Origin of the sequence: Streptococcus sanguinis, from assembly GCF_050222175.1 — a bacterium.
GTDB classification, from domain to species: domain Bacteria; phylum Bacillota; class Bacilli; order Lactobacillales; family Streptococcaceae; genus Streptococcus; species Streptococcus sanguinis_M.
On record NZ_CP071420.1, the window covers coordinates 1,292,535 to 1,317,857 of the forward strand.

24 protein-coding genes are annotated in these 25,323 nt (G+C 41.3%); 7 read left to right on the forward strand and 17 right to left on the reverse strand.

The window, feature by feature from the left end:
- Positions 1–39: 39 nt before the first annotated feature.
- Both thrB and J1C91_RS06510 read right to left on the reverse strand, forming a co-directional pair.
- Positions 40–906 (reverse strand): homoserine kinase, encoded by an 867-nt coding sequence (gene thrB, locus J1C91_RS06505; protein WP_125438781.1) that lies wholly within the window; start codon positions 904–906, stop codon positions 40–42.
- Position 907: 1 nt separating this feature from the next.
- Positions 908–2,194, reverse strand: coding sequence for a homoserine dehydrogenase (locus tag J1C91_RS06510; RefSeq protein WP_048773271.1), 1,287 nt, complete (start codon positions 2,192–2,194; stop codon positions 908–910).
- A 140-nt stretch (positions 2,195–2,334) separates the two neighbouring features.
- Between J1C91_RS06510 and J1C91_RS06515 the strand changes: the two genes are divergently transcribed.
- The gene (locus J1C91_RS06515) at positions 2,335–3,300 is read left to right on the forward strand and encodes a polysaccharide deacetylase family protein (protein WP_048773268.1); all 966 of its coding nucleotides are present in this window, start codon (positions 2,335–2,337) and stop codon (positions 3,298–3,300) included.
- Between the two features lie 104 nt (positions 3,301–3,404).
- On the opposite strand, the gene J1C91_RS06520 is transcribed toward J1C91_RS06515, so the two are convergent.
- The 8 genes from J1C91_RS06520 to J1C91_RS06555 all read right to left on the reverse strand — a co-directional run bounded on the left by J1C91_RS06520 (position 3,405) and on the right by J1C91_RS06555 (position 11,130).
- Entirely contained in the window at positions 3,405–4,361 is a 957-nt protein-coding gene (locus J1C91_RS06520; protein WP_002900479.1) for an ABC transporter permease, read from the reverse strand.
- Positions 4,362–4,363: 2 nt separating this feature from the next.
- Positions 4,364–5,419: an ABC transporter permease gene (locus J1C91_RS06525; RefSeq protein WP_002909876.1), complete on the reverse strand. Its 1,056-nt coding sequence runs from the start codon at positions 5,417–5,419 to the stop codon at positions 4,364–4,366.
- The gene (locus J1C91_RS06530) at positions 5,412–6,944 is read right to left on the reverse strand and encodes an ABC transporter ATP-binding protein (RefSeq protein WP_427151627.1); all 1,533 of its coding nucleotides are present in this window, start codon (positions 6,942–6,944) and stop codon (positions 5,412–5,414) included. Before J1C91_RS06530 ends, J1C91_RS06525 begins: the two co-directional genes overlap by 8 nt.
- 136 nt (positions 6,945–7,080) lie before the next feature.
- On the reverse strand, positions 7,081–8,136 hold the full coding sequence (locus tag J1C91_RS06535) for a BMP family lipoprotein (RefSeq protein WP_002906684.1): 1,056 nt from the start codon (positions 8,134–8,136) through the stop codon (positions 7,081–7,083).
- 71 nt (positions 8,137–8,207) lie between these two features.
- A complete protein-coding gene (locus J1C91_RS06540; protein WP_002897690.1) occupies positions 8,208–8,597 on the reverse strand; it encodes a cytidine deaminase in 390 nt (129 codons plus the stop codon).
- The gene (gene deoC / locus J1C91_RS06545; protein WP_125438785.1) at positions 8,584–9,246 is read right to left on the reverse strand and encodes a deoxyribose-phosphate aldolase; all 663 of its coding nucleotides are present in this window, start codon (positions 9,244–9,246) and stop codon (positions 8,584–8,586) included. Before deoC ends, J1C91_RS06540 begins: the two co-directional genes overlap by 14 nt.
- 17 nt (positions 9,247–9,263) lie before the next feature.
- Positions 9,264–10,541 (reverse strand): pyrimidine-nucleoside phosphorylase, encoded by a 1,278-nt coding sequence (locus J1C91_RS06550; protein ID WP_125438787.1) that lies wholly within the window; start codon positions 10,539–10,541, stop codon positions 9,264–9,266.
- Between the two features lies 1 nt (position 10,542).
- A complete protein-coding gene (locus tag J1C91_RS06555) occupies positions 10,543–11,130 on the reverse strand; it encodes a class I SAM-dependent methyltransferase (RefSeq protein WP_002909880.1) in 588 nt (195 codons plus the stop codon).
- Between the two features lie 94 nt (positions 11,131–11,224).
- Between J1C91_RS06555 and coaA the strand changes: the two genes are divergently transcribed.
- The 3 genes from coaA (at position 11,225) to J1C91_RS06570 (ending at position 13,034) form a co-directional block, all read left to right on the forward strand.
- Positions 11,225–12,145: a type I pantothenate kinase gene (gene coaA / locus J1C91_RS06560; RefSeq protein WP_002895656.1), complete on the forward strand. Its 921-nt coding sequence runs from the start codon at positions 11,225–11,227 to the stop codon at positions 12,143–12,145.
- A 70-nt stretch (positions 12,146–12,215) separates the two neighbouring features.
- Complete coding sequence (rpsT, locus tag J1C91_RS06565; RefSeq protein ID WP_002895661.1) at positions 12,216–12,452, forward strand: 30S ribosomal protein S20; 237 nt, start codon at positions 12,216–12,218, stop codon at positions 12,450–12,452.
- A gap of 57 nt (positions 12,453–12,509) precedes the next feature.
- Complete coding sequence (locus J1C91_RS06570; RefSeq protein ID WP_125438789.1) at positions 12,510–13,034, forward strand: DNA topology modulation protein; 525 nt, start codon at positions 12,510–12,512, stop codon at positions 13,032–13,034.
- Positions 13,035–13,044: 10 nt separating this feature from the next.
- Here the strand turns inward: J1C91_RS06570 and J1C91_RS06575 are convergent, their stop codons facing one another.
- Positions 13,045–13,620: a TetR/AcrR family transcriptional regulator gene (locus tag J1C91_RS06575; RefSeq protein WP_002895666.1), complete on the reverse strand. Its 576-nt coding sequence runs from the start codon at positions 13,618–13,620 to the stop codon at positions 13,045–13,047.
- 134 nt (positions 13,621–13,754) lie between these two features.
- Between J1C91_RS06575 and J1C91_RS06580 the strand changes: the two genes are divergently transcribed.
- On the forward strand, positions 13,755–14,597 hold the full coding sequence (locus J1C91_RS06580; protein ID WP_125438791.1) for a DegV family protein: 843 nt from the start codon (positions 13,755–13,757) through the stop codon (positions 14,595–14,597).
- Positions 14,598–14,701: 104 nt separating this feature from the next.
- Positions 14,702–15,475 (forward strand): XRE family transcriptional regulator, encoded by a 774-nt coding sequence (locus J1C91_RS06585; protein WP_002909887.1) that lies wholly within the window; start codon positions 14,702–14,704, stop codon positions 15,473–15,475.
- A gap of 75 nt (positions 15,476–15,550) precedes the next feature.
- Here the strand turns inward: J1C91_RS06585 and J1C91_RS06590 are convergent, their stop codons facing one another.
- Positions 15,551–17,188: a hypothetical protein gene (locus J1C91_RS06590; RefSeq protein WP_002909888.1), complete on the reverse strand. Its 1,638-nt coding sequence runs from the start codon at positions 17,186–17,188 to the stop codon at positions 15,551–15,553.
- Positions 17,178–17,921, reverse strand: coding sequence for an ABC transporter ATP-binding protein (locus J1C91_RS06595; RefSeq protein ID WP_002909889.1), 744 nt, complete (start codon positions 17,919–17,921; stop codon positions 17,178–17,180). The genes J1C91_RS06590 and J1C91_RS06595 overlap by 11 nt, the downstream gene beginning before the upstream one ends.
- A 196-nt stretch (positions 17,922–18,117) precedes the next feature.
- On the opposite strand from J1C91_RS06595, the gene J1C91_RS06600 reads away from it, so the two are divergent.
- Complete coding sequence (locus tag J1C91_RS06600; RefSeq protein ID WP_002909890.1) at positions 18,118–19,584, forward strand: alpha-amylase; 1,467 nt, start codon at positions 18,118–18,120, stop codon at positions 19,582–19,584.
- Positions 19,585–19,629: 45 nt separating this feature from the next.
- Here the strand turns inward: J1C91_RS06600 and J1C91_RS06605 are convergent, their stop codons facing one another.
- The 4 genes from J1C91_RS06605 to J1C91_RS06620 all read right to left on the reverse strand — a co-directional run bounded on the left by J1C91_RS06605 (position 19,630) and on the right by J1C91_RS06620 (position 25,150).
- The gene (locus J1C91_RS06605) at positions 19,630–22,299 is read right to left on the reverse strand and encodes a MucBP domain-containing protein (RefSeq protein WP_002909891.1); all 2,670 of its coding nucleotides are present in this window, start codon (positions 22,297–22,299) and stop codon (positions 19,630–19,632) included.
- 12 nt (positions 22,300–22,311) lie between these two features.
- Entirely contained in the window at positions 22,312–23,427 is a 1,116-nt protein-coding gene (locus J1C91_RS06610) for a glycosyltransferase (protein ID WP_002909892.1), read from the reverse strand.
- Between the two features lie 98 nt (positions 23,428–23,525).
- Positions 23,526–24,563 carry a M42 family metallopeptidase gene (locus J1C91_RS06615; RefSeq protein WP_002909893.1) on the reverse strand — a complete coding sequence of 346 codons (1,038 nt, stop codon included), beginning with the start codon at positions 24,561–24,563 and terminating at the stop codon, positions 23,526–23,528.
- Positions 24,564–24,682: 119 nt separating this feature from the next.
- Positions 24,683–25,150, reverse strand: coding sequence for a hypothetical protein (locus J1C91_RS06620; protein WP_032912465.1), 468 nt, complete (start codon positions 25,148–25,150; stop codon positions 24,683–24,685).
- Between the last annotated feature and the right edge of the window lie 173 nt (positions 25,151–25,323).

Below are 25,323 nucleotides of genomic sequence, written 5' to 3' on the forward strand. Positions count from 1 at the left end.
AAAAAGAAAAAAGAGGTTCATAGAAAACCTCTTGATGATTTATTTTTCTACTCTCACACCCTCAGCATCCACCTGAAGTCGGAAGATTTGTCCCTTGAAATTCTGTTTTTGCAGAAGCTGATAAATCGGCTCCGTCTTGTGCTTGGGCGATAAGACCATAACAGTCGGTCCCGCTCCTGAGATATAGGTTGCATAAGAGCCATTTTTTCTGGCTAAGAACTTAATATCTGAAAATTCCTTGATTAAAGGTTGACGGTATTTTTCGTGGAACAAATCAGACTCGATAGCCCGACCAGCGATTTTCATATCACCTTTTAAAAGGGCTGCAATCGCAACATTGGCAATGGAGCTAGCTGCAACAGCTTCCTTGTAAGAAAGCCGATTTGGTAAGACTTGGCGGCTCTCAACCGTCCGAAGCTCATAGTCTGGGATATAGGCGATGAAGTCTGCGTCCGGAAAGTCCGCTACCACAGCAGACACCTGATTTCTAGATGAACTAGATACGACCAAATTACCATAAATCGCTGGCGCAACATTGTCAGGATGACCTTCAATCTTTGTAGCAATTTTTAACTTCTGATAATCCGACAAATTAAGGTGAGCTAGCTGGTTGGCCAATTCAATCCCAGCCACAATGACTGAGCTAGAAGATCCAAGCCCGCGAGCCAATGGAATATCACTGGTCATTTTTAAACGACGCGGCTGAATATCTGGAGCCAACTGCAGCGCAATCTTAACCAGTAAATTACGCCGATCCTTAGGAATTCTCGGATTGAGGTCGTGCTCAATCACCCACTCCTGACTTTCTTCCAAGACTTCAATTTCCAGATATTTTGACAGGGCTACCCCAACGGAGTCAAAGCCAGGACCGATATTGGCACTGGTCGCTGGTACAATAATTTTCATCTTAATCTCCTAATACTTTGAAAGTATTGAGCAAGTCAAACTCAGCAACTTCTTTGAGCTTAGCAGTGACATTTTCCAGCTGTGTCTTGCTGACAGCATGGGTAATAATCACCACGCTAGCCTTCTCACCATCTGTACCTTCCTGCAGAATCTGCTTAAAGGAAATATCCTCAGCATTGAAAATCTCAGCCAAATGCAGAACTTGACCTTTAGAGTCAGGTGCCAAGATAGAGAAGTAATAGCTGCTCTTTACATCTTCTGGCTTAGCTAGCACAAGCTCACGGCTGAATTCATTAAAGGCCTTGCCAACTGTTCCATCATTCAAACGGCGACTGATGCGGACAATATCTGCCACAACACTAGTTGCAGTTGGTTTTTGACCAGCTCCCGGTCCGTAGTACATAGACTCTCCGATACCGATGGATTCGACAAAGACGGCGTTCATCACCCCATTAACACTAGCCAGCGGATGCGCTTTTGGCAGAAAAGTTGGAGCTACTTCTGCTGCAATTCCTGATGGCGTTTCTTCGATAGAACCTACCAGCTTGACTACATAGCCAAGGTCTTGAGCAACAGCCACATCTTCTGGTGTGATATGCCGAATTCCCTGATGACCCACATCTTCAAACTTAACATTCATACCAAAAGCGAACTGGCTGAGAATAACCATCTTGTAAGCCGCATCAATGCCATCTACATCATTGGTTGGGTCGCTTTCTGCAAAGCCAAGGCGTTGCGCTTCAGCAAGAGCGTCTTCATAAGACCACCCCTCTTCCACCATCTTGGTCATCATAAAGTTAGAGGTTCCATTGACCACACCCAAGATACGGGTAATTTTGTCAGAAGCTAATGAATTAACCAAGGTACGGAGGATTGGAATTCCGCCTGCAACAGCTGCTTCATAGTAGAGAGCCACATTTTGCTTTTGAGCAATTTCCAGCAACTCTGCTCCGTGAACAGCCAACAAGTCCTTATTGGCCGTTACTACATGTTTGCCAGCTTCAAGAGCACGAGTGATGAACGTTTTCGCTGGCTCAATCCGTCCCATCAATTCCACAACTATAGTAATCTCAGAATCGTTCAGAATTTCTTCAACATTTGTTACAAAATTAAAGTCATTTCCAGCTGCTAAAAGACGATCTTTTTCGGCATCATCTTTGACCAAGACTTTAGCAACCTCAATCTCTGAATAAGCCGCTTGAACGATTTTTTCTCCGTTTTCTTTCAGCAAAAAAGGCACACCGCTTGCCACTGTTCCAAAACCAAGTAAAGCTATTTTAATAGACATGAAGCACTCCTTGAAAATTTCTTGTATAAAAAATATTATAACAAAATTATATAAAAATGCCTACAAAACTACTTCTTTATTTGTTATAATAGATGTAAATTTCCGCAAGGAATTGTAATTTTTTAAAAAAAGGAGATATTATGACAGGAAAACACCGAGGAAATCGCATGCAGCAACGCAAAGCTAGAAAAAGAGCTATTTTGCTTTCTTTAACGAGTTTATTACTTTTTCTTGTCCTGATTGTAGGTGGCTTTTCTTTACTAGCCAAGCTGCAAAACTCGCACAATCAAAAAGAAGCTAATAACGTGTCAACGAACCAGGTCGATACTTCATCTAAAACTTCGTCAGCACCGACTCGGGAAAAAAAGACTGCTTCGGATGACAGCAGTAAAGACAAGGTCAAATGGGTCAAACAAGACCAGCCAGTTCAAGTTCCTATCTTGATGTATCATGCCATTCATGTCATGGATCCATCAGAAGCAGCTAATGCTGGTTTGATTGTAGATCCAGCTACATTTGAAAGCCATCTGAAAGCCTTGAAAGACGCAGGCTACTATCCACTAACACCAGAAGAAGCATACAAGGTACTGACGGAGAACGTCCTGCCAGAAAACAAAAAAGTCGTCTGGCTGACCTTTGATGACAGTTTAAAGGATTTCTATACTAATGCCTTTCCGCTTCTCCAGAAATATGACATGAAAGCAACAAATAATGTCATTACCGGATTTGTTCAAGCAGGGCGTGAAGATATGCTGACGCTAGATGAGATAAAGGAAATGAAGGAAAAAGGCATGTCCTTTGAAGACCATACCGTCAACCATCCTGACCTCTCAGCGACTGCAGAAGACCAACAAAAAATTGAGTTAAAAGACTCCAAGTCTTACTTAGACAAGGAACTGTCTCAAACCACAACAACTGTTGCCTATCCATCTGGACGATACAGTGATGCAACCTTGCAGATTGCTGAAAGCCTTGGCTATAAAATGGGACTGACAACCAATAACGGACTAGCTTCCTTATCTAATGGCTTGCTCACACTTAACCGAGTACGCGTTAATCCAACCACCACTGCAGAAGACCTGCTAAATGAAATCGCAACAAACTAATCTTAAAAAGCCTGCTTCACCTGAAGCAGGCTTTTTCTATTCCTATGATTATAGCTTCTTTCAAACACCAAAAAACACCAGCTCCAAAGAACTGGTGTAAAGGTTTATTTAGACTTGATATAGTTGATACCATCCGCTTTGGGAGCAACTGATTTACCAAAGAAAGCGGCTAAAACAATGATTGTCAACGCATAAGGCGCGATACGAAGATAAACCGCAGGTATATGAGCAAGGAAAGGAATCTGAGTAGAAACAACAGCTAGGGCTTGAGAAAGTCCAAAGAAAAGACTTGAAAGCATAGCACCTATCGGATTCCATTTACCAAAAATCATGGCAGCTAAAGCAATAAATCCAGGGCCGACAATAGTCGTAGCAGAGAAATTAACCGAAGCAGATTGAGCATACAAAGCTCCACCTACTCCTCCCAAAAATCCTGAAATCAACACTCCATAGTAACGCATGAGATAAACGTTAATCCCTAATGTATCGGCAGCTTGAGGATGTTCACCTACTGAGCGTAAGCGAAGCCCAAATTTCGTCTTAAACATGATGAACCAAGCTAAAAATGAGAATCCAACAGCTATGTAACCCATCAAGCTAGTATTCTTAAAGAAAATATCTCCAATAACAGGAATGTTAGACAAAATCGGAAAATCAAATTTACCAAAAGATAAATCAATATTATTAGTTTGTCCTTTTCCATAAATAGCCTTGACAAGAAAGACAGCTAAAGCTGGCGCCAGCAAGTTCAGTACAGTACCGCTGACAACATGATCAGCACGAAAATTAATGGTTGCTACTGCATGAATCGCAGAAAAAATGAGACCAACTAAACCACCTGCGAGAAGAGAAAGCCAAATAGTCATTCCTCCTAAGCTTTCAGCGAAAGTCAGGTTAAAAACAACTCCTGTAAAAGCTCCCATGACCATGATGCCTTCCAAGCCAACATTAACAACACCAGCATGCTCAGAGTAAGCACCTCCAATACTGGTGAAAATGAGAGGAGCGGCATAGACCAGCATATTTGATACAAGTATTGTTAGAATAGCAACAATATTCATCTTTACTCTACTCCTTTCATTCGTTTTTTAGGTTTGATATATTTTTCAATAATGTAGTGAGCACTTACAAAGAAGATAATGGAAGCTGTTACAATATTGACAAGTTCTGGAGGAATAGTAGCTGTTGTCATACCAGGCGCACCAGTTTGCAATGTTCCAAGTAAGAACGCAGCAAAAATGATTCCGATAGGAGAGTTGCTAGCAAGAAGAGCAACTGCCATACCATTAAATCCAACAGCCAGAGATCCTGCTTGAACATAAACGTTCTGGAAAGTACCTATACCCTCAACTGCTCCTCCAATACCACAAAGAGCTCCAGAAATCACCATTGAAAGAATAATAGTACGTTTCGCCGACATCCCTGCATAATCTGAAGCATTTGGATTAAGACCTACTGAGCGAATTTCGAATCCAAGTGTGGTTTTCTTTATGATAAACCAAATTACAGCGACAGCAATAAAAGCAATGAAAATTCCAATATTCATACGTGACTTAGTAAGCTCTGTAAGAAAGTCTAGACGATAGCTAGCGTTTGCTGAAACAGGAATACTTGATTCGGAATCAACCATTAGTTTTTTAGGGAAATTCCGAATGATTTCATTTCCAGCAAAAAGAACAATATAGTTCATCATAATGGTAACAATAACTTCGCTTGTACCTAAAAATGCTCTCAACAAACCCGGAATTAAACCGATTAAACCACCGGCAACTGCTGCTACAAGGACAGTCAGCGGTAACATTGCAAAACGAGGAATGGTTGGAAAAGATAGGGCAAACCAAACAGCTGCAATCCAACCTGCCAAAGCTTGACCAGGTAAACCAACATTGAAAAAGCCAGCACGACTAGCCACTGCAAACCCAAGAGCAATCAAAATTAGAGGACCCATGGTTCGGAAAATTTCTCCAATATTTTTAATGGAACCAAAAGCTGTTTTGAACAACTCTTCATAACCCCACAAGGCATCATAACCAAAAATCCACATGATGATGGCGCCAAGTAAGATTCCTAAAAGAACTGAAATAAAAGGAATAGCAATTTGCTGTGTTTTTTTATCCATTAGAAGCCTCCTTGATTTTTCCACCAGCCATGAGAATACCAAGCTCTTGCTTATTAGTTTCAGATGGCTTTACAATTCCTTGAATCTTTCCATCGTGAATAACAGCAATACGGTCTGATAAATTAAGAATTTCGTCTAATTCAAAGCTGACAACAAGAACGGCTTTTCCTTTATCACGTTCAGAAATTAAGCGCTTATGAATATACTCAATCGCACCAACATCCAATCCGCGAGTAGGTTGACTGACAATTAATAGATCTGGATTACGATCAACTTCTCGAGCAATAATAGCTTTTTGTTGATTTCCCCCTGACAAAGCACCTGCTGGAACAAGTTCACTAGCTGCTCTAACGTCAAATTCTTCCATCAATTTACGGGCATATGAATTAATTTGATTATAATTCAAAACACCTTTGTTACTGAGCGGTTCTTTATAGTAAGTCTGGAGAGCAATATTTTCAGAAAGCATCATTTCAAGTACCAAACCATCACGATGACGATCCTCAGGTACATGACTTACTTGCATTTCTGTAATCTTTCGTGGAGAAAGTCCTACAACTTCCCTTCCTTTGATTTTAATACTTCCTGATTTTACTTTTCGAAGTCCTGTAATAGCCTGAATCAACTCACTCTGACCGTTACCGTCAATCCCAGCAACTCCTACGATTTCACCTGCATGAACATCAAGAGAAAGCTCTTTAACAGCTGGTACACCACGATTCTCATTCACTATCAAATCAGAAATTTGAAGTACAACGTCTTTCGGTTTAGCTTCTTCCTTTTCAGTAACAAAGGAAACCGAGCGCCCAACCATCATTTCAGCCAAATCTTTATTTGAAACGCCCTCAATGCTAACAGTTTCAATTGATTTTCCACGGCGAATAACTGTGACACGATCCGCTACTGCTCGAATTTCATCTAGTTTATGAGTAATCAGGATAATAGATTTCCCTTCTTTAACAAGAGTTTTCATAATATCCATTAATTCCAAAATTTCAGCAGGGGTCAATACCGCCGTTGGCTCATCAAAGATCAAAATTTCGGCACCACGATAGAGGGTCTTCAGGATTTCTACACGTTGTTGGGCACCAACAGAAATATCTTCAACCTTAGCTGTTGGGTCAATAGCTAAGCCATAGCGTTCTGATAATTCAAGGATATCTGCATTAGCTTTTTTCAAATCTAATACACCTTTATTCGTTATTTCGCTACCAAGAATAATGTTTTCAGCAACAGTAAATGCTTCAACCAACATAAAGTGCTGATGAACCATTCCTATTCCGAGAGCTGCAGCCCTAGAAGGAGAATCCAATTTTTCCGATTTTCCGTTGACAAAAATTTCTCCACTAGTTGGCTCTAATAGACCAGCCAACATATTCATCAAGGTAGATTTCCCAGCTCCATTTTCACCAAGAAGTGCATGAATCTCACCTTTACGCAGTTGTAGGTTGATTTTGTCATTTGCGACAAATTCACCAAAAACTTTGGTTATCTCACGCATCTCAATGACATTTTCATGTGCCATTAGAGTATTCCTTTCTAGAAAATTATATTTTATTTCAGTAGAGCCTACTAATCAAGTTAGTAGGTTCTATTGAGACAAAATGTCTCAATACCCTAAAAAAGCAACCCAAGAAGGTTGGGTCGCTTCTGGATCTTTATTATTTTTCAGGTGCTTTTACACTACCATCAATAATCTGTTTCTTAGCATCTTCTACAGCTTTTTTAGCATCTTCAGATAGGTTAGAAGTTGTCAATTCAACTCCACCATCTTTCAAACCAAATGTAATTACTTTCCCACCCGGGAATTTACCATCAGCTGTTTGAGTAGCAATCTCTTGAACAGTTTTGCCAACTTGTTTTAGGCTGGAAGCAAGTACAAAGTTAGATTCCTTGCCATCTTTAGACTTATATTTACCTTCTTCAGCTTGATCACGATCGACACCGATTACCCAAACTTTTTCGTCTTCATTTTTCTTCTCATTCAAGTCTTTTGCTTCTTTAAAGACACCTGCTCCAGTACCACCTGCAGCTTGATAAACTACATCAGCCCCTGCGGCATATTGGGTTGCAGCAATAGTTCTTCCTTTTTCAGGATTATTAAAGTCTTCGGCATATTGAATATCAACTGAAATATCTTTGTTAACAGACTTCACTCCTGCTTCAAAGCCTTTTTCAAAACGAGTGATAACTTCGCCACGTGCCCCTCCAATAAAACCAACTTTGTTAGTCTTAGTAGTTTTTGCAGCAGCAACACCTGCAAGATAAGCAGCTTCATTATCAGCAAAAACAGCAGATGCTACATTCTTCTTGTCTTTGATAACAGAATCAATAATAACATAATTAATATCAGCATTTTCATCAGCAGCAGCTGTAACAGCAGGTGCTAATTTATAACCAACGCCATAAACTAATTTATAGCCATTTGTAGCTGCTTGACTGAAGTTATTCGCAAAATCCGCTTCACTTGTAGACTGATAGTAAGTAAAACCATTATCTTTAGAAAGACCGTTTTCTTTACCCCAAGCTTGCAAACCTTCCCATGCAGACTGGTTAAATGACTTATCATCAACACCGCCAGTATCAGTTACGATAGCAGCCTTCAAATCAGTTTTCGCGTTTGAAGAATCTGAGCGAGAAGCACGGTTTCCACATGCAGCAAGTCCGAATGCTGCGACAGTTACTAGACCAAGACCTAGCCATTGTTTTTTGTTCATTTCTGAACCTCCTAAATAAGATGTGCAACACAGTTGCAAGTTTGAGTTTGGTCAGATGACCGATAACAGACTTATGTTAAATCTGTAAAAGAATATGGAAGTAATTCCTTGACCGTCATCACGACCGTCGATTTATCTTTAGCGACCAAGGTCACTTTTAGATCCTCAGAAAAAAATTCTGCCATTACCTGGCGGCAGGCACCACAAGGTGATATGGGTTTTTCCGTCTCACCATAGACAATCAGCTCCTCGAAGTCTAAAGCTCCTTCTGAAACCGCCTTAAATATAGCTGTCCGCTCTCCGCAGTTGGTCAGACCAAAACTGGCATTTTCAACATTAACGCCGGTAAATACCCGTCCGTCTTTAGCGACTAAAACCGCTCCGATAGGGAAATGAGAATAGGGAACATAAGCATTTTTGCTTGCTTGGACAGCCAAGTCAATCAACTCAGTAGTCGCCACTAGATTCTTCTCCCTTCATAATCGCCACTCCGGCCGAAGTTCCGATACGAGTCGCACCTGCTTCAATAAAGGCCAGCGCATCTTCATAAGAACGAGCACCGCCAGAAGCCTTGACGCCCATGTCAGGACCAACTGTTTTTCTCATGAGGGCAACATCTTCAACTGTCGCACCGCCAGTTGAAAACCCTGTAGAGGTCTTAACAAAATCAGCTCCAGCTTTCTGAGCCAGTTGGCAGGCCTTAACCTTCTCCTCATCTGTCAGTAGGCAAGTTTCCAGAATTACCTTGACCAAGGTACCGTTAGCAGCTTCTACAACCGAACGGATGTCTCGCTCTACCAAATCGTAATTTTTAGACTTCAGAGCGCCGACATTGATGACCATATCCACTTCGCCCGCACCCTTTTGGATTGCGTCCTTGGTTTCAAAAGCTTTCACATCGGAAGCGTTGGCTCCTAAAGGAAAACCAATTGGCACACAAACCTTGACATCTGAGCCTTTCAACTGCTCCGCAGCAAACTCTATCCAGGTTGGATTAACACAGATACTGGCAAAATCATAAACTTTTGCTTCTTCAATTAACTTCAGAACCTGCTCTTCTGACGCTTCTGGTTTTAAAAGCGTATGGTCTATGTATTTGTTTAATTTCATGTTGGCTTCTCCTAGAATTAAGCAATAACCTCGATAATCTCGCTTACTGCAACGCTTTCATCACCTATTTTAACATTTTTTTGAAAATCTGTAACTAGTTCTTGAGAAATTTTTTCATTTGAATAAATTTTTGCGAAAACTTCTCCAATTTCGACCTTGTCTCCGACTTTCTTTTCGAAAACAATTCCAGTTTCATAATCCAAGTCGTCAGATTTGACCGCGCGTCCTGCTCCAAGTCTCATGGCAAAGAGTCCGAACTCCATAGCAGGCAGTTCAGTGATATAGCCTGCCTGTTCTGCTTTCACTTCTATAATATGAGCTGCACTTGATGGACGATAGAGATCTTCCAAGTCACCACCTTGAGCTACAACCATAGCTTCAAATTTCTTCAAAGCAGCACCGTTGGTCAGCTGTTCTCTTACTTCTTCCACCGTTTTCTCAACATCTGCCAGTCCGAGCATAATCTGAGCTAACTCACAAATGAAAGTTGTGATGTCTTCACGACCCCTGCCCTGCAAAATATCCAAGGCTTCCAAGATTTCAAGACGATTGCCAATGCTGGTTCCCAAAGGCTGACTCATATCTGTCAGAACAGCTACTGTTTTTCTGCCGACAGCCTTGCCCAAATCTACCATAGTACGTGCTAGTACACGAGCGTCATCAATATTTTTCATAAAGGCGCCTTCACCGACCGTCACATCCAGAAGGATACTGTCTGCACCAGCAGCAATTTTCTTACTCATAACAGAGCTAGCTATCAGCGGAATGGTATCAACAGTTGCTGTTACATCTCGCAAGGCATAGAGCAACTTATCCGCTAGCACCAACTGATCAGACTGACCGATAACGGACAAGCCGATTTCCTGCACCTGCTTGATAAAGTCTTGCTGACTGCGCTCTACCTGAAATCCCTTAATAGATTCTAATTTATCAATTGTTCCACCAGTATGACCCAGACCGCGGCCACTCATTTTAGCAACAGGCACACCGAAACTAGCTACCAATGGTACCAAGACCAGAGTTACCTTATCACCAACACCGCCAGTAGAATGTTTATCTACTTTTATTCCCGAGATTTCTGACAAGTCAAACTGTTCACCGGTTCCAACCATTGTCATGGTTAAATCAGAAATTTCCCGAGTCGTCATGCCTTTAAAATAGACAGCCATCGCAAAGGCCGCCATCTGATAGTCTGGCACAGTCCCGTCCACATAGCCCTCAATCAGCCACTGGATTTCCTGACTGGTCAGCTCAAGACCATCTCTCTTCTTTTGGATAATATCTACAGCACGCATCCTATTTTTCGCTCCTTAGTATATAGTAGCCTTTGTCTTTCTTAACAATCTCACAATTACCGAAGACAGCTTCCATCTTCGACTTGGCACTGGGCGCTCCTTGCTTCTTCTGAATCACAAGGGTCAAATCACCGCCTTCTGTCAAATGCTCATAACTCCCGCTGATTACCTCATGTACAACCTGCTTACCAGCACGGATAGGCGGATTACTGATAATATGATCGAAAATGCCACTGACCTTTTCATAAACATTTGACTGGAAGATATGAGCAGATACCTGATTTCTCTCAGCATTCTTCTGAGCTAAGTCCAAGGCCCGCTGGTTGATATCCACCATGGTCGCAGTTACTCCCTGTGCTTTGGCTAAAGTCAAACCTAGTGGCCCATAACCACATCCAACATCCAAGACCCGTTCTCCAGCTTTAAAGTCCAAGACAGACAAAAGGACCCGACTGCCGTAATCAATCATTTTTTTACTGAAGACACCAGCATCTGTCAAAAAAGTCAGCCGCTGTCCTAACAGTTCCACATTTAATTCATGAATATCATGTTTGGCATCAGGATTTTCTGCAAAATACATTTTAATCATACAACCATTTTATCATAATTTTCCTAGAATTGTAAATCGTTTTCATTTCTCCAAAAAGTATGTTATACTAGAGTCCATCATACAGGAGTAACTTATGACTAACGAATTTCTTCATTTTGAAAAAATCAGCCGCCATACATGGCAAAACCTGCATCGCAAAACAACTCCGCCCCTGACTCAGGCTGAACTTAACTCTATCAAGAGTTTCAATGACAAGATTAGCCTGCAGGATGTGACGGACATTTATTTACCCTTGACTAACCTCATTCAGATCTATAAGCGTTCCAAAGAAGACTTGGCTTTTTCCAAGGGGATTTTTCTGCAAAAAGAAAGCCGGAAACAGCCCTTTATCATCGGAGTTTCTGGCAGTGTGGCCGTTGGGAAATCCACCACAAGCCGGTTGCTGCAGATTTTACTTTCTCGGACTTTTTCAAATGCGACAGTCGAGCTAGTTACCACAGATGGTTTTTTATTTCCGAATAAAACTTTGGAAGATCATGGCATTTTAAACCGCAAGGGTTTCCCAGAAAGCTATAATATGGAGCTGCTTCTTTCCTTTCTGGACAGCATAAAAAACGGTCAGGATTTCCAAATTCCGGTCTACTCGCATGAAACTTATGATATCGTCCCTCAGGAAATGCAAGAGGTAAAGGCTGCTGACTTTGTTATTGTCGAAGGCATCAATGTTTTCCAGAATCCTCAAAACGAGCGCCTCTATATGACAGATTTTTTTGACTTTTCTATCTATGTTGATGCAGAAGTCGAAAACATTGAAAACTGGTATCTGGATCGCTTTAAAAAAATGCTGACGCTGGCTGAAAACGACCCCAAAAACTACTACCACCGCTTCACCACTCAATCAGAAGAGGAAGTAGTAACCTTCGCCCATAATGTTTGGAAAAGCATTAACCTTGTCAACCTGCTAGACTACATTGAACCAACCCGCAATCGGGCAGAAATTATCCTGCACAAAGCCGGAAATCATGAAATTGATGAAATTTACTTAAAAAAATAAAAAAGCTTGTCAAATCCTAACTTTTCATATATAATTAGATAGTTAGTATTTTCAATGGAGGTGAAAGAACTTGGCAAACATTAAATCAGCTATCAAACGCGCTGAATTGAACGTGAAACATAACGAAAAAAACTCAGCTCAAAAGTCAGCTATGCGTACTGCAATCAAAGCATTTGAAGCAAACCCATCTGAAGAACTTTTCCGTGCTGCTAGCTCAGCTATCGATAAAGCAGAAACAAAAGGTTTGATCCACAAAAACAAAGCAAGCCGCGATAAAGCACGCCTTTCAGCTAAACTTGCTAAATAATGCATACAAAGGGAGCTCTCAGGAGCTTTTTTTGTTTCTCACACAAAGGAGAAAAGGATGAAAATAGCAATTATCGGTTATTCCGGTTCTGGCAAATCCACTCTAGCAGTACAACTGTCCCACCACTACTCCATTCCCAAACTTCACATGGATAGATTGCAGTTCCAACCTGGATGGAAGGATAGTGACCGTGATTGGATGAGTGAACAGATGGATAATTTTTTATCAAAAAATACCGACTGGATTATTGATGGCAACTATTCTTGGTGTTTTTATGAACGCCGGATGGCAGAAGCCGACCAAATCATCTTTCTGAACTTCTCTCGCTGGAACTGCCTCTATCGAACTTTTAAACGCTATCTAAAATACCGCAATCGGACCAGAGAAAGCATGGCTCCAGGCTGTCCAGAGAAGTTTGAGTGGGAATTTATCAGCTGGGTTCTCTGGAAAGGCCGACGTCATACAGCACTGGCAAGATATAATAGAATCCGACAAACCTTTCCTCAGAAATTCTACGAATTAAGGAACCAAAAAGAACTGAACAGCTTCTTACAGAAGCTAAAAACAAGTGAGCCGTTGTGACTCACTTGTTTTATTTAATTTTCTTTTTCTGCGGGAAGAGAGGTAAGCCCAGAGAGGCAATTTTTTCAGCTGGAACCTTCATACCGTCCTTAATCCACTTGGAGAGAACAGAAACAACTGCCGAACTCCAGAAGGAATTCATGTAAGAGTTAGTCGTTTTCTTAGCATTGCGATTGCGCTTTTCCAAAAAGTCAAACACAGCCTGAGTCAGCAACTTTTCAAAATTATAGTCAATAGCTAGGCTTATAACCCGAGCCTCTTTCTTCGCTTCCTTAAAAAGGAAGAGCCAAATTTGATACATCTCAGTTTTAAAGTTAAACTCTTCCAATTTATCCGTAATGCCTTGAACAGTGTTTTTAAAAATCTCTTCCAGAATCTGCTCTTTAGAGCTATAATTGCGGTAAAATGCAGCGCGGGAAACCCCTGCTCGCTCAACCAGCTCTGAAATCGTGATTTTTTTTAGCTCTTTCTTCTCAAGCAACTGCATGAGAGAAATTTCCAGAGACTCTCTCGTGATTTGATTGGATTCCTGATTGTATTTCTTTAAATTCGCGAGTGATTTTTCCGATATTTTCTTTTCCGACATAACAATTTCTTCCCTCTTGTCTCAGCTGACAGTTTCTGCTTTCTAGTAAGCATTCTTCATGTTATAATTGTAAAAAAAGACAGGTTTTTTGTCAATTTTTTTATTGTACATACTTGACAAAAAAGGAGAAAAATATGACTTGGAAAATTATAGCCGACTCTGGCTGTGACTTTCGTGAAATGGCAAACTTAGCTAAAGACACCCAGTTTGAAAGTGTTCCCTTGACCATTCAAGTGGAAAATGAGATTTTTATAGATGATAAGCAGCTTGATATTGACCTGATGATGGAGAAGATGTATGCTTCTTCTGCTGCTTCTAAGTCTGCCTGCCCTAGTCCAGATGACTACCTCAAAAGCTTTGAGGGAGCCGACAAGATCTTTGTGGTGACTATCACAGGCACTCTATCTGGCAGCAATAATAGTGCACAGGTTGCTAAGAAAATCTTTTTAGAAGAACACCCTGATGCCCAGATTCATCTCATTGATAGTCTTTCTGCTGGCGGCGAGGTGGACTTACTTGTGACTAAACTCAATGAACTCATTCAGCAAGATCTCACCTTTGATGAAGTTGTTGAAGTCATTAGTCGCTATCAAGAGAAAACCAAGCTTCTCTTCGTTCTGGCGAAGGTAGATAACTTGGTCAAAAACGGCCGGCTTAGCAAACTTCTGGGAACCGTGGTCGGCTTGCTCAATATCCGCATGGTCGGTGAAGCTAGCCAGACTGGCACGCTAGAGCTTCTGCAAAAGGCACGCGGTCCGAAAAAGGCTCTTGCTTCTGCAATCGAAGAGCTACTCAAAGCTGGTTACAAGGGTGGCCGACTCATCATCGCTCACCGCAATAACGAAAAGTTCTGCCAGCAATTTAGCCAACTGGTACAAGAAAAGTATCCCCAAGCTCAAATCGAAATGGTGCCGACTTCAGGACTCTGCAGCTTCTACGCTGAGGAAGGCGGAATCCTAATGGGCTACGAAATTTAATACAATATCTAAAAAAGTAAAGGATTAGGTTAAGATAATTGATCTAATCCTTTACTTTTTCGATTTAATTCGCTATAATTGAAACAAGTAAAGGAGTTGATGTTATGGCCAGAGGAAGAGGCGCCGCAAGCCCCCAAGATAAGGAAGCAAGTCTTCTCATTTCTAAAAAACTCAAAGAACTTCTCAAGGAAACAGGTAAAAAACAAGTCGAACTATCTCGTGAAACAGGCATTCCTGCTAGTACACTGACTGGCTATATCAAAGGGACATCTCTGCCTATCGCGGCCAATCTAGAAAAGATTGCAAGATTTTTTGAGGTAGAGGTTGAAGAAATTGACCCTCGTTACCGACTAATTGCAGACATCCCTCAGCAATTCCCCGATTTAAATCGTATTTATCAACAACTTGATCAAGATAGACAGGAGAAAGGATTAAAGCTACTAGAAGCTAGCCTGACTGAGCAAGAAACACAAGCCAGCTTAAAGGATGACTACTTCCCCTACTTGGTCTATGAGAATTACTATCTCTCTCAGCATAAGCCTGAACAAGCTGATTTAGTCTGGCTGGACAGAGAAATTGACTACGATATTGCCCTTTGGGTACGAACTGACTCGTTAGAGCCCAAGTATCCGAGAGATTCCGTAGCCCTAATCAAGCAGACTCATTTCGAACTTGCTGGCGCTATCTATGCTATTGACTATGACGGCCAAACCATTATAAAAAGGGTCTTCAACGATCCATCCGGCATCCGTCTGATTTCCCTTAATAAAAAATACAGTGATAAGTTTATCCCGCATGAGGAAGAACCTAAACTTATCGGTCGAGTTATGGCAACTTTCATGCCACTGGATGTAGAAAAAATAAAGAAAAACAAATAACAGCTCTGCAAATGTACAGAGCTGTTATTTTTACAGTCAAAAAATCAGAAAGTCTTTCGACTTCCTGATACTTGTTTAATAAAATACTACTAGCTCTTCATTCAGCTTTTTCATGTAGTGTTTGTGGACTATGTAAGACAACACAGCTAAGCCTGCTAAAACTAGAGCGACTATCACATAAATTACCAGAGGCGCAAGAACATTGGATATAAAGAAGAGAAGAGTAATGACAATCAACATTCCTAAAATCAGAGCGATGGCTAAGAGAGTTTTCACCATATTATTATCTCGGCTCATCAATTCTGTGACATTGGACCAATTAGTCACCAGATGCTTGTAGTCTCGGTAGTAACCCCAAGAACTCCACATTAGACTAATCAAGGCCCAAACAATCACCATGCCCAAGAAAGTCACTGGATGCATACCGGAAACAAGGCTGGTTATCAAAAGCAAGGTCAGAGGCAGGATAGACTGGACGGCAAAGAGTTGCCAAAACTTCAGATGAATATATTGCTTCAAATCAAAGGGGAGAACCTTGAGATAATCAAAATTTTCCCTTTCCAGAGAAATCCCAATAGCCGTGAGGTTGCTACCGCCTGAGTTTAGTGTTGCAATCAAAACAGCCAGGGCCATCATTGGCAAGAGGAAACGTGGTCCCAGATAAGAAGTCAAAGACAGGCCGCCTTGTATCATCCCCATTCCCATACTGAAAATGACAATGTAAGGGAGAAAGGCCGACATAAAGATGGCCTGCATAATGACAGAACCCTCGCTCAAGAGCCTGATATTGTAGCGCCAGACAAACTTTTTGAGATTTTTTGCTTCCGCAATATTGATGTCATGCACGCGCTCCCGCTTTCCTACTGAAGAGCCCGTCATGAGAGCTGCCTCATAAAATTCTGGAATCACCTTGGTCTTTACGATGAAAAATAGAAGAGCCGCAACTACCACCCATCCCAAAAAGCTCAGCAAGGAAGCTGTATGAAAAGGATGAAGGATAAAATCATAAAAAGCTTGAACTGGCGGGAAGAAAGCTTTGACCTCTGTACGATTTATGACACTTCTGCTGTTCATTTGATTAATCATAAAATAGAGGAAAAAGGATCCGACGGAAACAAGAGCCAGAATGACATTGGACAGGATGGTCTTGTACTTTCTGAAAAATGCTGTCTTGGTAATAAAGTGGACGGCAATCAAAATCAGAAAGGTGATGACCGAACTTAAAATCAGAATAGCAAGCAGAGCCAAGGGCAGGCCCAAGAAAGGATTGCCACCTTGAAAAGCCAAAACCAAGAAATAACTGAGCATAGGCAAAATGGCAATCAGCAAGGTCAGAATAACTGAAATGCTTTTGCCGACGATGATTTCTGCTTCGCTAAAAGCGTAGGGGCGATAAGACTGCAAGTCCTTGCTTTCATAAAAGACATTGTAAAAAACCAGAAAGCCCTGAGACATAGAAAAGAGAGCAAAAGCAGAAACCAAATTGGCAAAGAGACCTGGATTGCCAACCAGTTGGTTCAGGGAGCCCATCAAACCGAAAAGAAAGAGATAGACCAGTCCTAAGATCAGATACATGCGGATAGCCTTCAGCGATACATTGACCTTGCGCTCAGGATTCTTAGCTTGCATCTTGCGGTACTGCTGCAGCTGAGACGGCTGAATGGCGTAGAGGATGTTGATATCAACGAGTTTTTTTATAGCTTTAATGCGCATCAGGACTCACCTCTTCTCTACGGCCTGCCAGACCAAGATAAATGGTTTCAAGAGACTGTTCTGGATGTTGGCCTTTTAGTTCTTCAATCGTTCCGTAGAAAATCAATTTCCCTTTTTTGAGAATGGCCACCTTATCACAGAGCTGCTCTGCAACTTCCAAGACATGGGTTGAAAAGAGAACTGTATTTCCTTTATCTGCATGTTCCCGCATCATTTGTTTGAGGTCAAAAGCTGCCTGCGGATCAAGACCAGTCAGCGGCTCATCCAGCACCCAAATATCCGGGTCAGACAAAAGAGCTGCAATAACAAAGACCTTTTGCCTCATCCCATGAGAGAATGAATCAATAACCTCATACCGATGAGAACCAAAGTCGAAAATATGGAGCAGATTGCCCAGTCGTTCTTCGACTTCTGCATTTGTCATATCGTAAGAAGTCGCTACCAGTTCCCAGAATTCATTGGCAGTTAGGCGCAAAAATAGATCTGGTGAATCAGCTACATAACCAATTTTTTTCTTGACTTCCAAGCGATTAGCTGATAATTCTTTCCCATCTACAAAAATCTGTCCACTGCTTGGATTGATGACGCTGACCAATGACTTAATGGTAGTAGATTTTCCGGCGCCATTGTGACCAATCAGACCGACGATTTCTCCGCTTTGCAAGGTCAGATTCAGCTGATTGAGAGCTACCGTTCCTTCATAAACTTTAGTGACATCTTTAAATTCAATCATAAGAGAGCTCCTTTACCGATTTCTATACAGATTAGTATACTCTTTTTGCGGCTTTTTGTCTCAACTAAAAATGTTTCATTTTCAATTTTAAAAATATTTTTCAAATTATAAAAGAGTTAAATATCTATGAGAGTGAAAAAACGCAAGCGATTGCGTCTTTCTGCTTCTTTTGGTAAAATAAAGCCAATCAGTGAGAATGAAGAGGAAAATTTATATGGAAAACCAAACCTTAATGCAGTATTTTGAATGGTATCTGCCAGATGACGGTCAGCATTGGAATCGCTTGGCAGAAGACGCACCTAACTTGGCAGCGAAAGGAATTCGCAAAGTCTGGATGCCGCCAGCTTTCAAAGGAACAGGCTCTAATGATGTCGGATATGGTGTATACGACCTTTTTGATTTAGGAGAATTCGACCAAAAAGGGACCGTCCGCACAAAGTATGGATTGAAGGAAGAATACCTCCGAGCGATTGAAGCGCTTAGCCAAAACGGTATCGAAGCTATTGCAGATGTTGTCCTCAATCACAAGGCCGCAGCTGACTATAAAGAGCGCTTTACCGTTGTTGAAGTTGATCCTAACGACCGCACAAAGGTCTTGTCAGAACCTTTCGAGATTAAAGGCTGGACTAAGTTTGTCTTCCCAGGCCGCAAAAAAGCCTACAATGACTTTGAATGGCACTGGTACCACTTCACCGGCACTGACTATGATGCCAAAAACAACAAGTCAGGCATTTTTCTCATCCAAGGCGACAATAAAGGTTGGGCTGATGATGAGCTAGTGGACAACGAGAATGGCAACTACGACTATCTCATGTATGCGGATATTGATTTCAAGCACCCCGAAGTCATCCAAAATCTCTACGACTGGGCTCATTGGTTTATTGAAAGCACTGGTGTACATGGCTTTCGCTTAGATGCTGTTAAGCACATTGATTCATTCTTTATGAAGAATTTCATCCGTGATATTACTGAAAAATACGGCGATGATTTCTATGTCTTTGGGGAATTTTGGAATAGCGATGAGAAGGCCAATAATGATTATCTAGAAAATATTGACTACCGCTTTGACCTAGTCGATGTTAAACTTCATCATAATTTATTTGATGCCAGCAAATCTGGAGCAGACTATGACCTGCGAACTATTTTTGATCAGACACTTGTAAAGAATCATCCTGAATCAGCTGTAACCTTTGTGGACAATCACGATACTCAGAGAGGTCAGGCTTTGGAGTCTACCGTCGAAGAATGGTTCAAACCGGCGGCCTATGCTCTTATACTTCTAAGAGAAGCTGGATTGCCTTGCGTCTTTTATGGAGACTACTATGGCATTAGCGGAGAATTTGCCCAAGAGAGCTTTCAAGAGCTACTGGATAAACTCCTAGACATCCGCCTCAATCTTGCCTATGGTGAGCAGACCGACTACTTTGACGATGCCAACTGTATCGGCTGGACCCGCCAAGGTATGGACGATGGTCAGCCAATCGCTGTCCTTATCAGCAATGGCCAAGCAGCCAGCAAATCCATGCTGGTCGGTCCAGAATGGGCTGGCAGAGAATTCAGCGATTATCTAGGCAACAACTCCCAAATCGTAACCATTGACGACCAAGGCTGGGGAGAATTTCCTGTGGAGGAAAAATCAGTTAGTGTCTGGAGTGTTAGATAAGTCACAGCAAAATTATGGAAATGAAAAAATAAGACCAGATTGGCCTTATTTTTTTCGTTCTTTCTTGGAATGTAGTAAGCCAACAGAAGCCAAAAGGCTGATAATTGCTGCTCCCAAGAATGATGAATTTGTGTTTCCAGTATTTGGTAATTGATGTTTGGACACTCGAGATAGAACCGGACTAGTCTCAGAGTTTTCAACCCTTACTGGACTCTTCTGCTCAGAAGTTTCTGTTCCCAAAGGTGTTTGAGTATGCGTTTTTGGCTTGTAAACATAAGTGCGAACGCCATTGGCATCTGATACAGAAACGAATCCATACTCCTCAATAGTCTTAGCATCTAGCAAACCAAATTCCTCAGCTGCTAAAGGTCTTCCTTCTACATCTACAAAGCGAGTGATTTCGATAGAAGGCTTGTCCTCAACCGGAGCATCTTTCGGTACTTCATGCACACTGGCACGATAGACATGCGTACGAATGCCGTCCTCGTCACTGCTGGATTGGTAGTCATAACCAGCGATAGTCTTAGACGCCACCAAACCACGTTCAGGATCTGATAATTCTTGACCTGATTCATCGACAAAACGAGTCATTTCCATGACTGGACGCTCTTCGCTTGGAGCATCTGACGGTACTTCATGCACGCTGGCGCGATAGACATGCGTGCGAATGCCGTCCTCGTCAGTACTGGACTGGAAGTCATAGTTAGCGATACTCTTAGATGCCACCAAACCGTGCTCAGAGTCTGACAGCTCTTGACCACTTTCATCTACAAAGCGGGTCATTTCCATGACTAGCTTATCTTCACTTGGAGAGTCTGACGGTACTTCATGCACACTTGCGCGATAGACATGCGTGCGAATACTGTACTCGTCACTGCTGGACTGATAGTCATAGCCAGCGATACTCTTAGAAGCTACTAAACCGCGCTCTGGGTCTGATAACTCTTGACCTGATTCATCTACAAAACGAGTCATTTCCATGACTGGGCGCTCTTCGCTTGGAGCATCACTTGGAAGCTGGAACTGGTTGAGTTCATATTCATAGACGATTCTTTTGGTCCTTCTTGCTTCGTACTCTCCCGATTCAGCATCATAGTATGATAATCGAGATTTATAAGTATAGATCTGATTCCTATAGGAAATAAGAGGCTTAGGGCTGACTGTGTATCTGGTTTTATCCGATTGCTTATCCATAATAGGGTTGGCAATGTCATTTCCCTGCTCATCTTGGTAACGGACAAGAACCTTGCCCGGTTTCTCATCAACCTTCTTAACATCCGAAAGTTTAAAGACGAAACCTTCAGCTTTGACCGTTCTGAAAAGTTTATCTAGCTCATCTTTATTAGGCGAAAAACCAGTTCTTGAATAACCAGTTCTTGAAAAACTTGGTTTTACAATTTCGACTCCACCATCTGATGTCTCAGTCATGTCTGGAACACCCATAATATCTATCGTGTAATCTCTATCAATATAATAACGAGTTTTATCACCTGGTTTCATCAGATATAGTTTATAATGGAAGGTTTTAATATTGTTTTCACCAAACCAAGGCTTCACTAAAGATGGATTATTTCCTAACCAATCAATATAAACGATATTCCCATTTTCATGTACTTGACTGTACTCTTTCCATCTCCCGTTATAATTTCCTAAATCGGGGTAGAGTGGCATCATAGTGCTATAATCGAAAGGTTTATTACGCAAATAGTAACCTGCATTATCATAGTTTCGCGGATCCGTTTGTATAGCATTTACTCTACTATTATAAAGGTCACGATACTCTTTCACTTCCTTCCCATTGACCAGCAATTTTTGAAAAAAAGGATTCATTAAAAAAGGAAAATTTTCAGTCCATGCTTCTATTCGGAACATATCTGGATTTTCAGAAAGAATCTGCCTAATCTCTTGCCTAGATAGTATTCTTTTATCAGAATTATCAAAATACTTTCTAGAAAAACCTATATCAAAGCTAACATTAGAAGTCTCTAGCCAATATGATCGCCTCAAATAAGTACGACGAGGGATTGTATCATCAAGCATCAAATCCAATTCAGAGCGAGGAATGATAGCCTTCGGTATTTTAGCTACTTCTTCTGGCGTCGGATTTACATTCAATGTCGACTCCCATTTATTCAAAAAGAAAAGGGCTGTATTATTTTGAACAAATGAATCCCAACCAGATACTCTTTTTGATGGAACTTGTCTAAAATCCTCATCTTTGATTAGATTTAAATTTTCAACTTCCTTTAAGTTAATGTATTTAAAGACACCATCCATCTTACGGATCGCATAAGCATGATCATACTTTTTAGCTGCTTCTTCTATTTGCTCCACCGACTGTATCTCTGGCATGACAGATGTCATGGTTGCAGCCTTAGTTATTTCATCTCTCTCTTCCTGAGTATGATAGTCATAAAATTCTTGAGCTAACTGTTTGATTTCAGGCGTGACCTGGGCCGCGCCATTCTCTCCTTGTTCTGAGATGGTCAGACCAGAAGGTCCCTCTGCTGGTGTATTTTTGATTGTCCCATCATTTGGCAGTTCTTGAGTGACAGGAGGTGTCGCCTGGTTATTCTGGACTTGATTCCCCTCTGTTTCACTACTTACCTCCTCAGCCTGCACAGTCACTGCCATTGTCCCAGCAAGCAGTAAAGACAGAGGAATTGGGACTAATTTCATTCCCAGTTCTACTTTTTTCCCTAAACTCTTTTTCATCTTATTCTCCTTTTAATCTCCTATTTTTGACATTTTAAAAACTTTTTCCCATAGATTGACTAGTAATTCTTTGTGATAACGATTGGCAAGTTCTTTAGATCTTGCCGAAAATTCCCCCCATTCTTTTTCTCCAAATTGGCTAAATCGCTCTAGATGGAGAATATATTGATTAGCGTCATTTTGCGGTATCAGCCAGCCATTCTCTCCATGCTTAATATAAGCTCGATTGGCATAACGCACATCTAAGCCTATCAGAGGTAAGCCATTAACTAGAGCCTCGTAAAGCGATGTAGCAAAGGCTTCCGATAAGGATGAGCTGATATAGGCATCATAAGCTTGATAAGATACCTGAGACTGATAGCCCTTAAAATGAACCATATCCTCCAAATCATTGAGTCGTACAACATCTTGCAGCATAGCCATATCTGGACCATCTCCATAGATATCTAACCTAAATTGCTCATACCCTTTAAATTTCAGCAAAGCCATGATTTTCAGCAATAACAGAACATTTTTCTCCTCAGACAAACGACTAACTGTCACCAAGCGAATATCCTTAGGATCAAAGACTCTCTTTCTTGGATACTGGACCACTTGATCTGTATAGGTTGTTGGGATAAAGAGGGCCTTTTCCCTCATCTTTTGAGGCAGATAGGCATCCTGACCTTCTCCAACCAATATCAAAGAGTCTAATACATCCTGATCCAGCCAGCCCATCACCTTTTTATCTAACTCTTGTCCAAGTGCAATCATATGATCCTGATGAAGGACGCGACCTACATGAAAATCTTGCTCACGTCTCAAGAGAACATTTTCTGGAATATCCAGACGCTCCATCATCAGCCAGTCTTCTGGCTCCAACTCCTCCTCAGCAAACTCCTGAAGACTCCTACCAGCTAATTCTATGCCCAGAAAACGGACTTTACTCCTGTCAATCCCCAGGGCTTCATAACTATCCAGCACAAGCTGCCTAGAAGAGGCATTAGCATATATATCTGTATCCGCTTCAGAAACCCACAACTCATAAGGCACTTTCATTTCTTCAAAAAGTTCAAATCGATTGCGGAGGGCTATATCAATCCCAAATGCCCTAGCACGGATACAAGAATCCACACAAACTACTTTCATTATCTCCCTTTTAACCTAAAGTAATTCTATATAATAATATCTCACAACTTACAATTTTATGCAAGCGTTTCAGATGATTTTTTCTAAAATTTGATTTCTCACTCCACCAAATCACTTCTCAGATAAGCATCGACCATGCGCTCTGTCGCGACAACTGAATCAATATGGGTACGCTCATAAGAGTGGCTGGATTCGATACCGGCACCTAACAAGGCATGCTTAACTTCTGCTCCTGCGCTCATGGCTGAAGAGGCGTCTGATCCGTAAAATGGATAGATGTCCAGTTTATAAGGAATGTCCTTCTCCTTGGCCAAATTTACCAAATGCTGGCGGAAGCCATAGTGATAAGGTCCTGAAGCATCCTTGACACAGATGGAAACCGTATACTCATCAGTCTGCTGATCGTCACCCATAGCTCCCATATCAACTGCCAAATACTCTACCGCTTGCGCCGGCAGGCTGGAATTTGCTCCGTGGCCAACCTCTTCAAAGACACTGAAAGCAAAATGAGTCGTCACTGGTAGCTGAATATTTTCCTCTTTATAAATGCGCAAAAGATTGAGCAAAATAGCTGCGCTGACCTTGTCATCCAGAAAGCGAGACTTGATAAAGCCTGACTTGGTAACTGTGGTACGAGGATCAAAAGAAATAAAATCACCGACTTCGATTCCTAAATCTCGCGTTTCTTTCTCACTTGTCACCTTTTCATCCAAGCGGACTTCCATATTGTCCTGAGTACGCTCAACCGTCCCAGCATCCTTATAGACATGGCAAGATGTCTGGTGAACCAAAATAGTTCCACTGATAGTCTTACCGCTACTTGCCACATGGACTAGGCAGTTTTCTCCTTCAATCATGTTCCAAGGGAAACCGCCAATCCGATCCAGTTTAAGACGACCGTCTGGCTTGATTGCACGCACAATAGCCCCCAGTGTATCCACATGGGCAGTCACTACCCGATGCTGGGCATCATTTTCACCCTTAACCACAACATAGACGCCGCCTTTATTGGTCCGAACAGGCTCATAGCCCAATCCTTCCAGCTTGCGTACCAAATAATCTGCCACCTCAGCCGTAAAGCCTGTTGGGGAAGGGATAGCCGTTAGTTTTTGTAAATATTGAACAGTTTGATTCATGAATGTCTCCTCATCGTTTTTCTTTATTATAGCATAAAGAAAGCCTAAGCTAGTAGTTTTTCAGCAGGCTTTTAATGATTTTGAGAAATTTTGAAACCTCAATTACTATCGCCGTACTTCTACTCTTTCTCCACCTGAACTCCATTCTTTTCCAACTCCCAAAAGAAAAGATTGCCCAACAATCCTAAGAGAAAAAGCAAGAGAGGAATGGCATAAGGTGCTAGGGGATTATAAGCTTCTCCAGCACTAATTTTCATCTGAGGGCCATATGGAGCTATCAACTGATAATAATTAAGACCGCAAAACAAAATCGAAAAGAAAAAGATAGAAAAGTAAAGCCGATAGAGATGCCCTAGCAGCTGTCCTTTGAATAAATAAGTAACTTCCCCCATCAGTGTTGCAAAATTCATAACAGCAAGTACAAAATAAGCAATGACAACAGGAACTAAAAAAAGAAAAAGGTAAAGATAACCATAAGCAACCCCCGACTCTGGCTCAATTCCCGAATAACCGTACAAATACACCAGTAGATACAAAACTAGGGGCAAAAAAGGGATCACCCTAAACTTCTTATTTTTCATCAATATCTCACTTTAAATAAAGAAACTTTTTCTTATTTTATTATAACAAATCTTCTTTAATAAACAAGAATTCACTTTTATTTTAAAGTATTCATTGACTGTCAAATCAAGCTTAGCAAATATCAGATACCGTAAAAACAGCCATTTAGATGATGACAAAGACAAGAAAAAATCATCTC

What these genes read in the sequence shown, in the direction of transcription:
- J1C91_RS06550 (WP_125438787.1), bottom strand. Translation starts at nt 10,541, where the DNA reads ATGCGTGCTGTAGATATTATCCAAAAGAAGAGAGATGGTCTTGAGCTG.
- coaA (WP_002895656.1), top strand. Translation starts at nt 11,225, where the DNA reads ATGACTAACGAATTTCTTCATTTTGAAAAAATCAGCCGCCATACATGG.
- J1C91_RS06510 (WP_048773271.1), bottom strand. Translation starts at nt 2,194, where the DNA reads ATGTCTATTAAAATAGCTTTACTTGGTTTTGGAACAGTGGCAAGCGGT.
- J1C91_RS06530 (WP_427151627.1), bottom strand. Translation starts at nt 6,944, where the DNA reads ATGGCACATGAAAATGTCATTGAGATGCGTGAGATAACCAAAGTTTTT.
- J1C91_RS06605 (WP_002909891.1), bottom strand. Translation starts at nt 22,299, where the DNA reads ATGAAAAAGAGTTTAGGGAAAAAAGTAGAACTGGGAATGAAATTAGTC.
- J1C91_RS06590 (WP_002909888.1), bottom strand. Translation starts at nt 17,188, where the DNA reads ATGCGCATTAAAGCTATAAAAAAACTCGTTGATATCAACATCCTCTAC.
- J1C91_RS06580 (WP_125438791.1), top strand. Translation starts at nt 13,755, where the DNA reads ATGACTTGGAAAATTATAGCCGACTCTGGCTGTGACTTTCGTGAAATG.
- J1C91_RS06515 (WP_048773268.1), top strand. Translation starts at nt 2,335, where the DNA reads ATGACAGGAAAACACCGAGGAAATCGCATGCAGCAACGCAAAGCTAGA.
- J1C91_RS06575 (WP_002895666.1), bottom strand. Translation starts at nt 13,620, where the DNA reads ATGTCGGAAAAGAAAATATCGGAAAAATCACTCGCGAATTTAAAGAAA.
- J1C91_RS06520 (WP_002900479.1), bottom strand. Translation starts at nt 4,361, where the DNA reads ATGAATATTGTTGCTATTCTAACAATACTTGTATCAAATATGCTGGTC.
- J1C91_RS06525 (WP_002909876.1), bottom strand. Translation starts at nt 5,419, where the DNA reads ATGGATAAAAAAACACAGCAAATTGCTATTCCTTTTATTTCAGTTCTT.
- J1C91_RS06595 (WP_002909889.1), bottom strand. Translation starts at nt 17,921, where the DNA reads ATGATTGAATTTAAAGATGTCACTAAAGTTTATGAAGGAACGGTAGCT.
- J1C91_RS06600 (WP_002909890.1), top strand. Translation starts at nt 18,118, where the DNA reads ATGAAGAGGAAAATTTATATGGAAAACCAAACCTTAATGCAGTATTTT.
- deoC (WP_125438785.1), bottom strand. Translation starts at nt 9,246, where the DNA reads ATGAAATTAAACAAATACATAGACCATACGCTTTTAAAACCAGAAGCG.
- thrB (WP_125438781.1), bottom strand. Translation starts at nt 906, where the DNA reads ATGAAAATTATTGTACCAGCGACCAGTGCCAATATCGGTCCTGGCTTT.
- J1C91_RS06555 (WP_002909880.1), bottom strand. Translation starts at nt 11,130, where the DNA reads ATGATTAAAATGTATTTTGCAGAAAATCCTGATGCCAAACATGATATT.
- J1C91_RS06570 (WP_125438789.1), top strand. Translation starts at nt 12,510, where the DNA reads ATGAAAATAGCAATTATCGGTTATTCCGGTTCTGGCAAATCCACTCTA.
- J1C91_RS06615 (WP_002909893.1), bottom strand. Translation starts at nt 24,563, where the DNA reads ATGAATCAAACTGTTCAATATTTACAAAAACTAACGGCTATCCCTTCC.
- J1C91_RS06610 (WP_002909892.1), bottom strand. Translation starts at nt 23,427, where the DNA reads ATGAAAGTAGTTTGTGTGGATTCTTGTATCCGTGCTAGGGCATTTGGG.
- J1C91_RS06535 (WP_002906684.1), bottom strand. Translation starts at nt 8,136, where the DNA reads ATGAACAAAAAACAATGGCTAGGTCTTGGTCTAGTAACTGTCGCAGCA.
- J1C91_RS06585 (WP_002909887.1), top strand. Translation starts at nt 14,702, where the DNA reads ATGGCCAGAGGAAGAGGCGCCGCAAGCCCCCAAGATAAGGAAGCAAGT.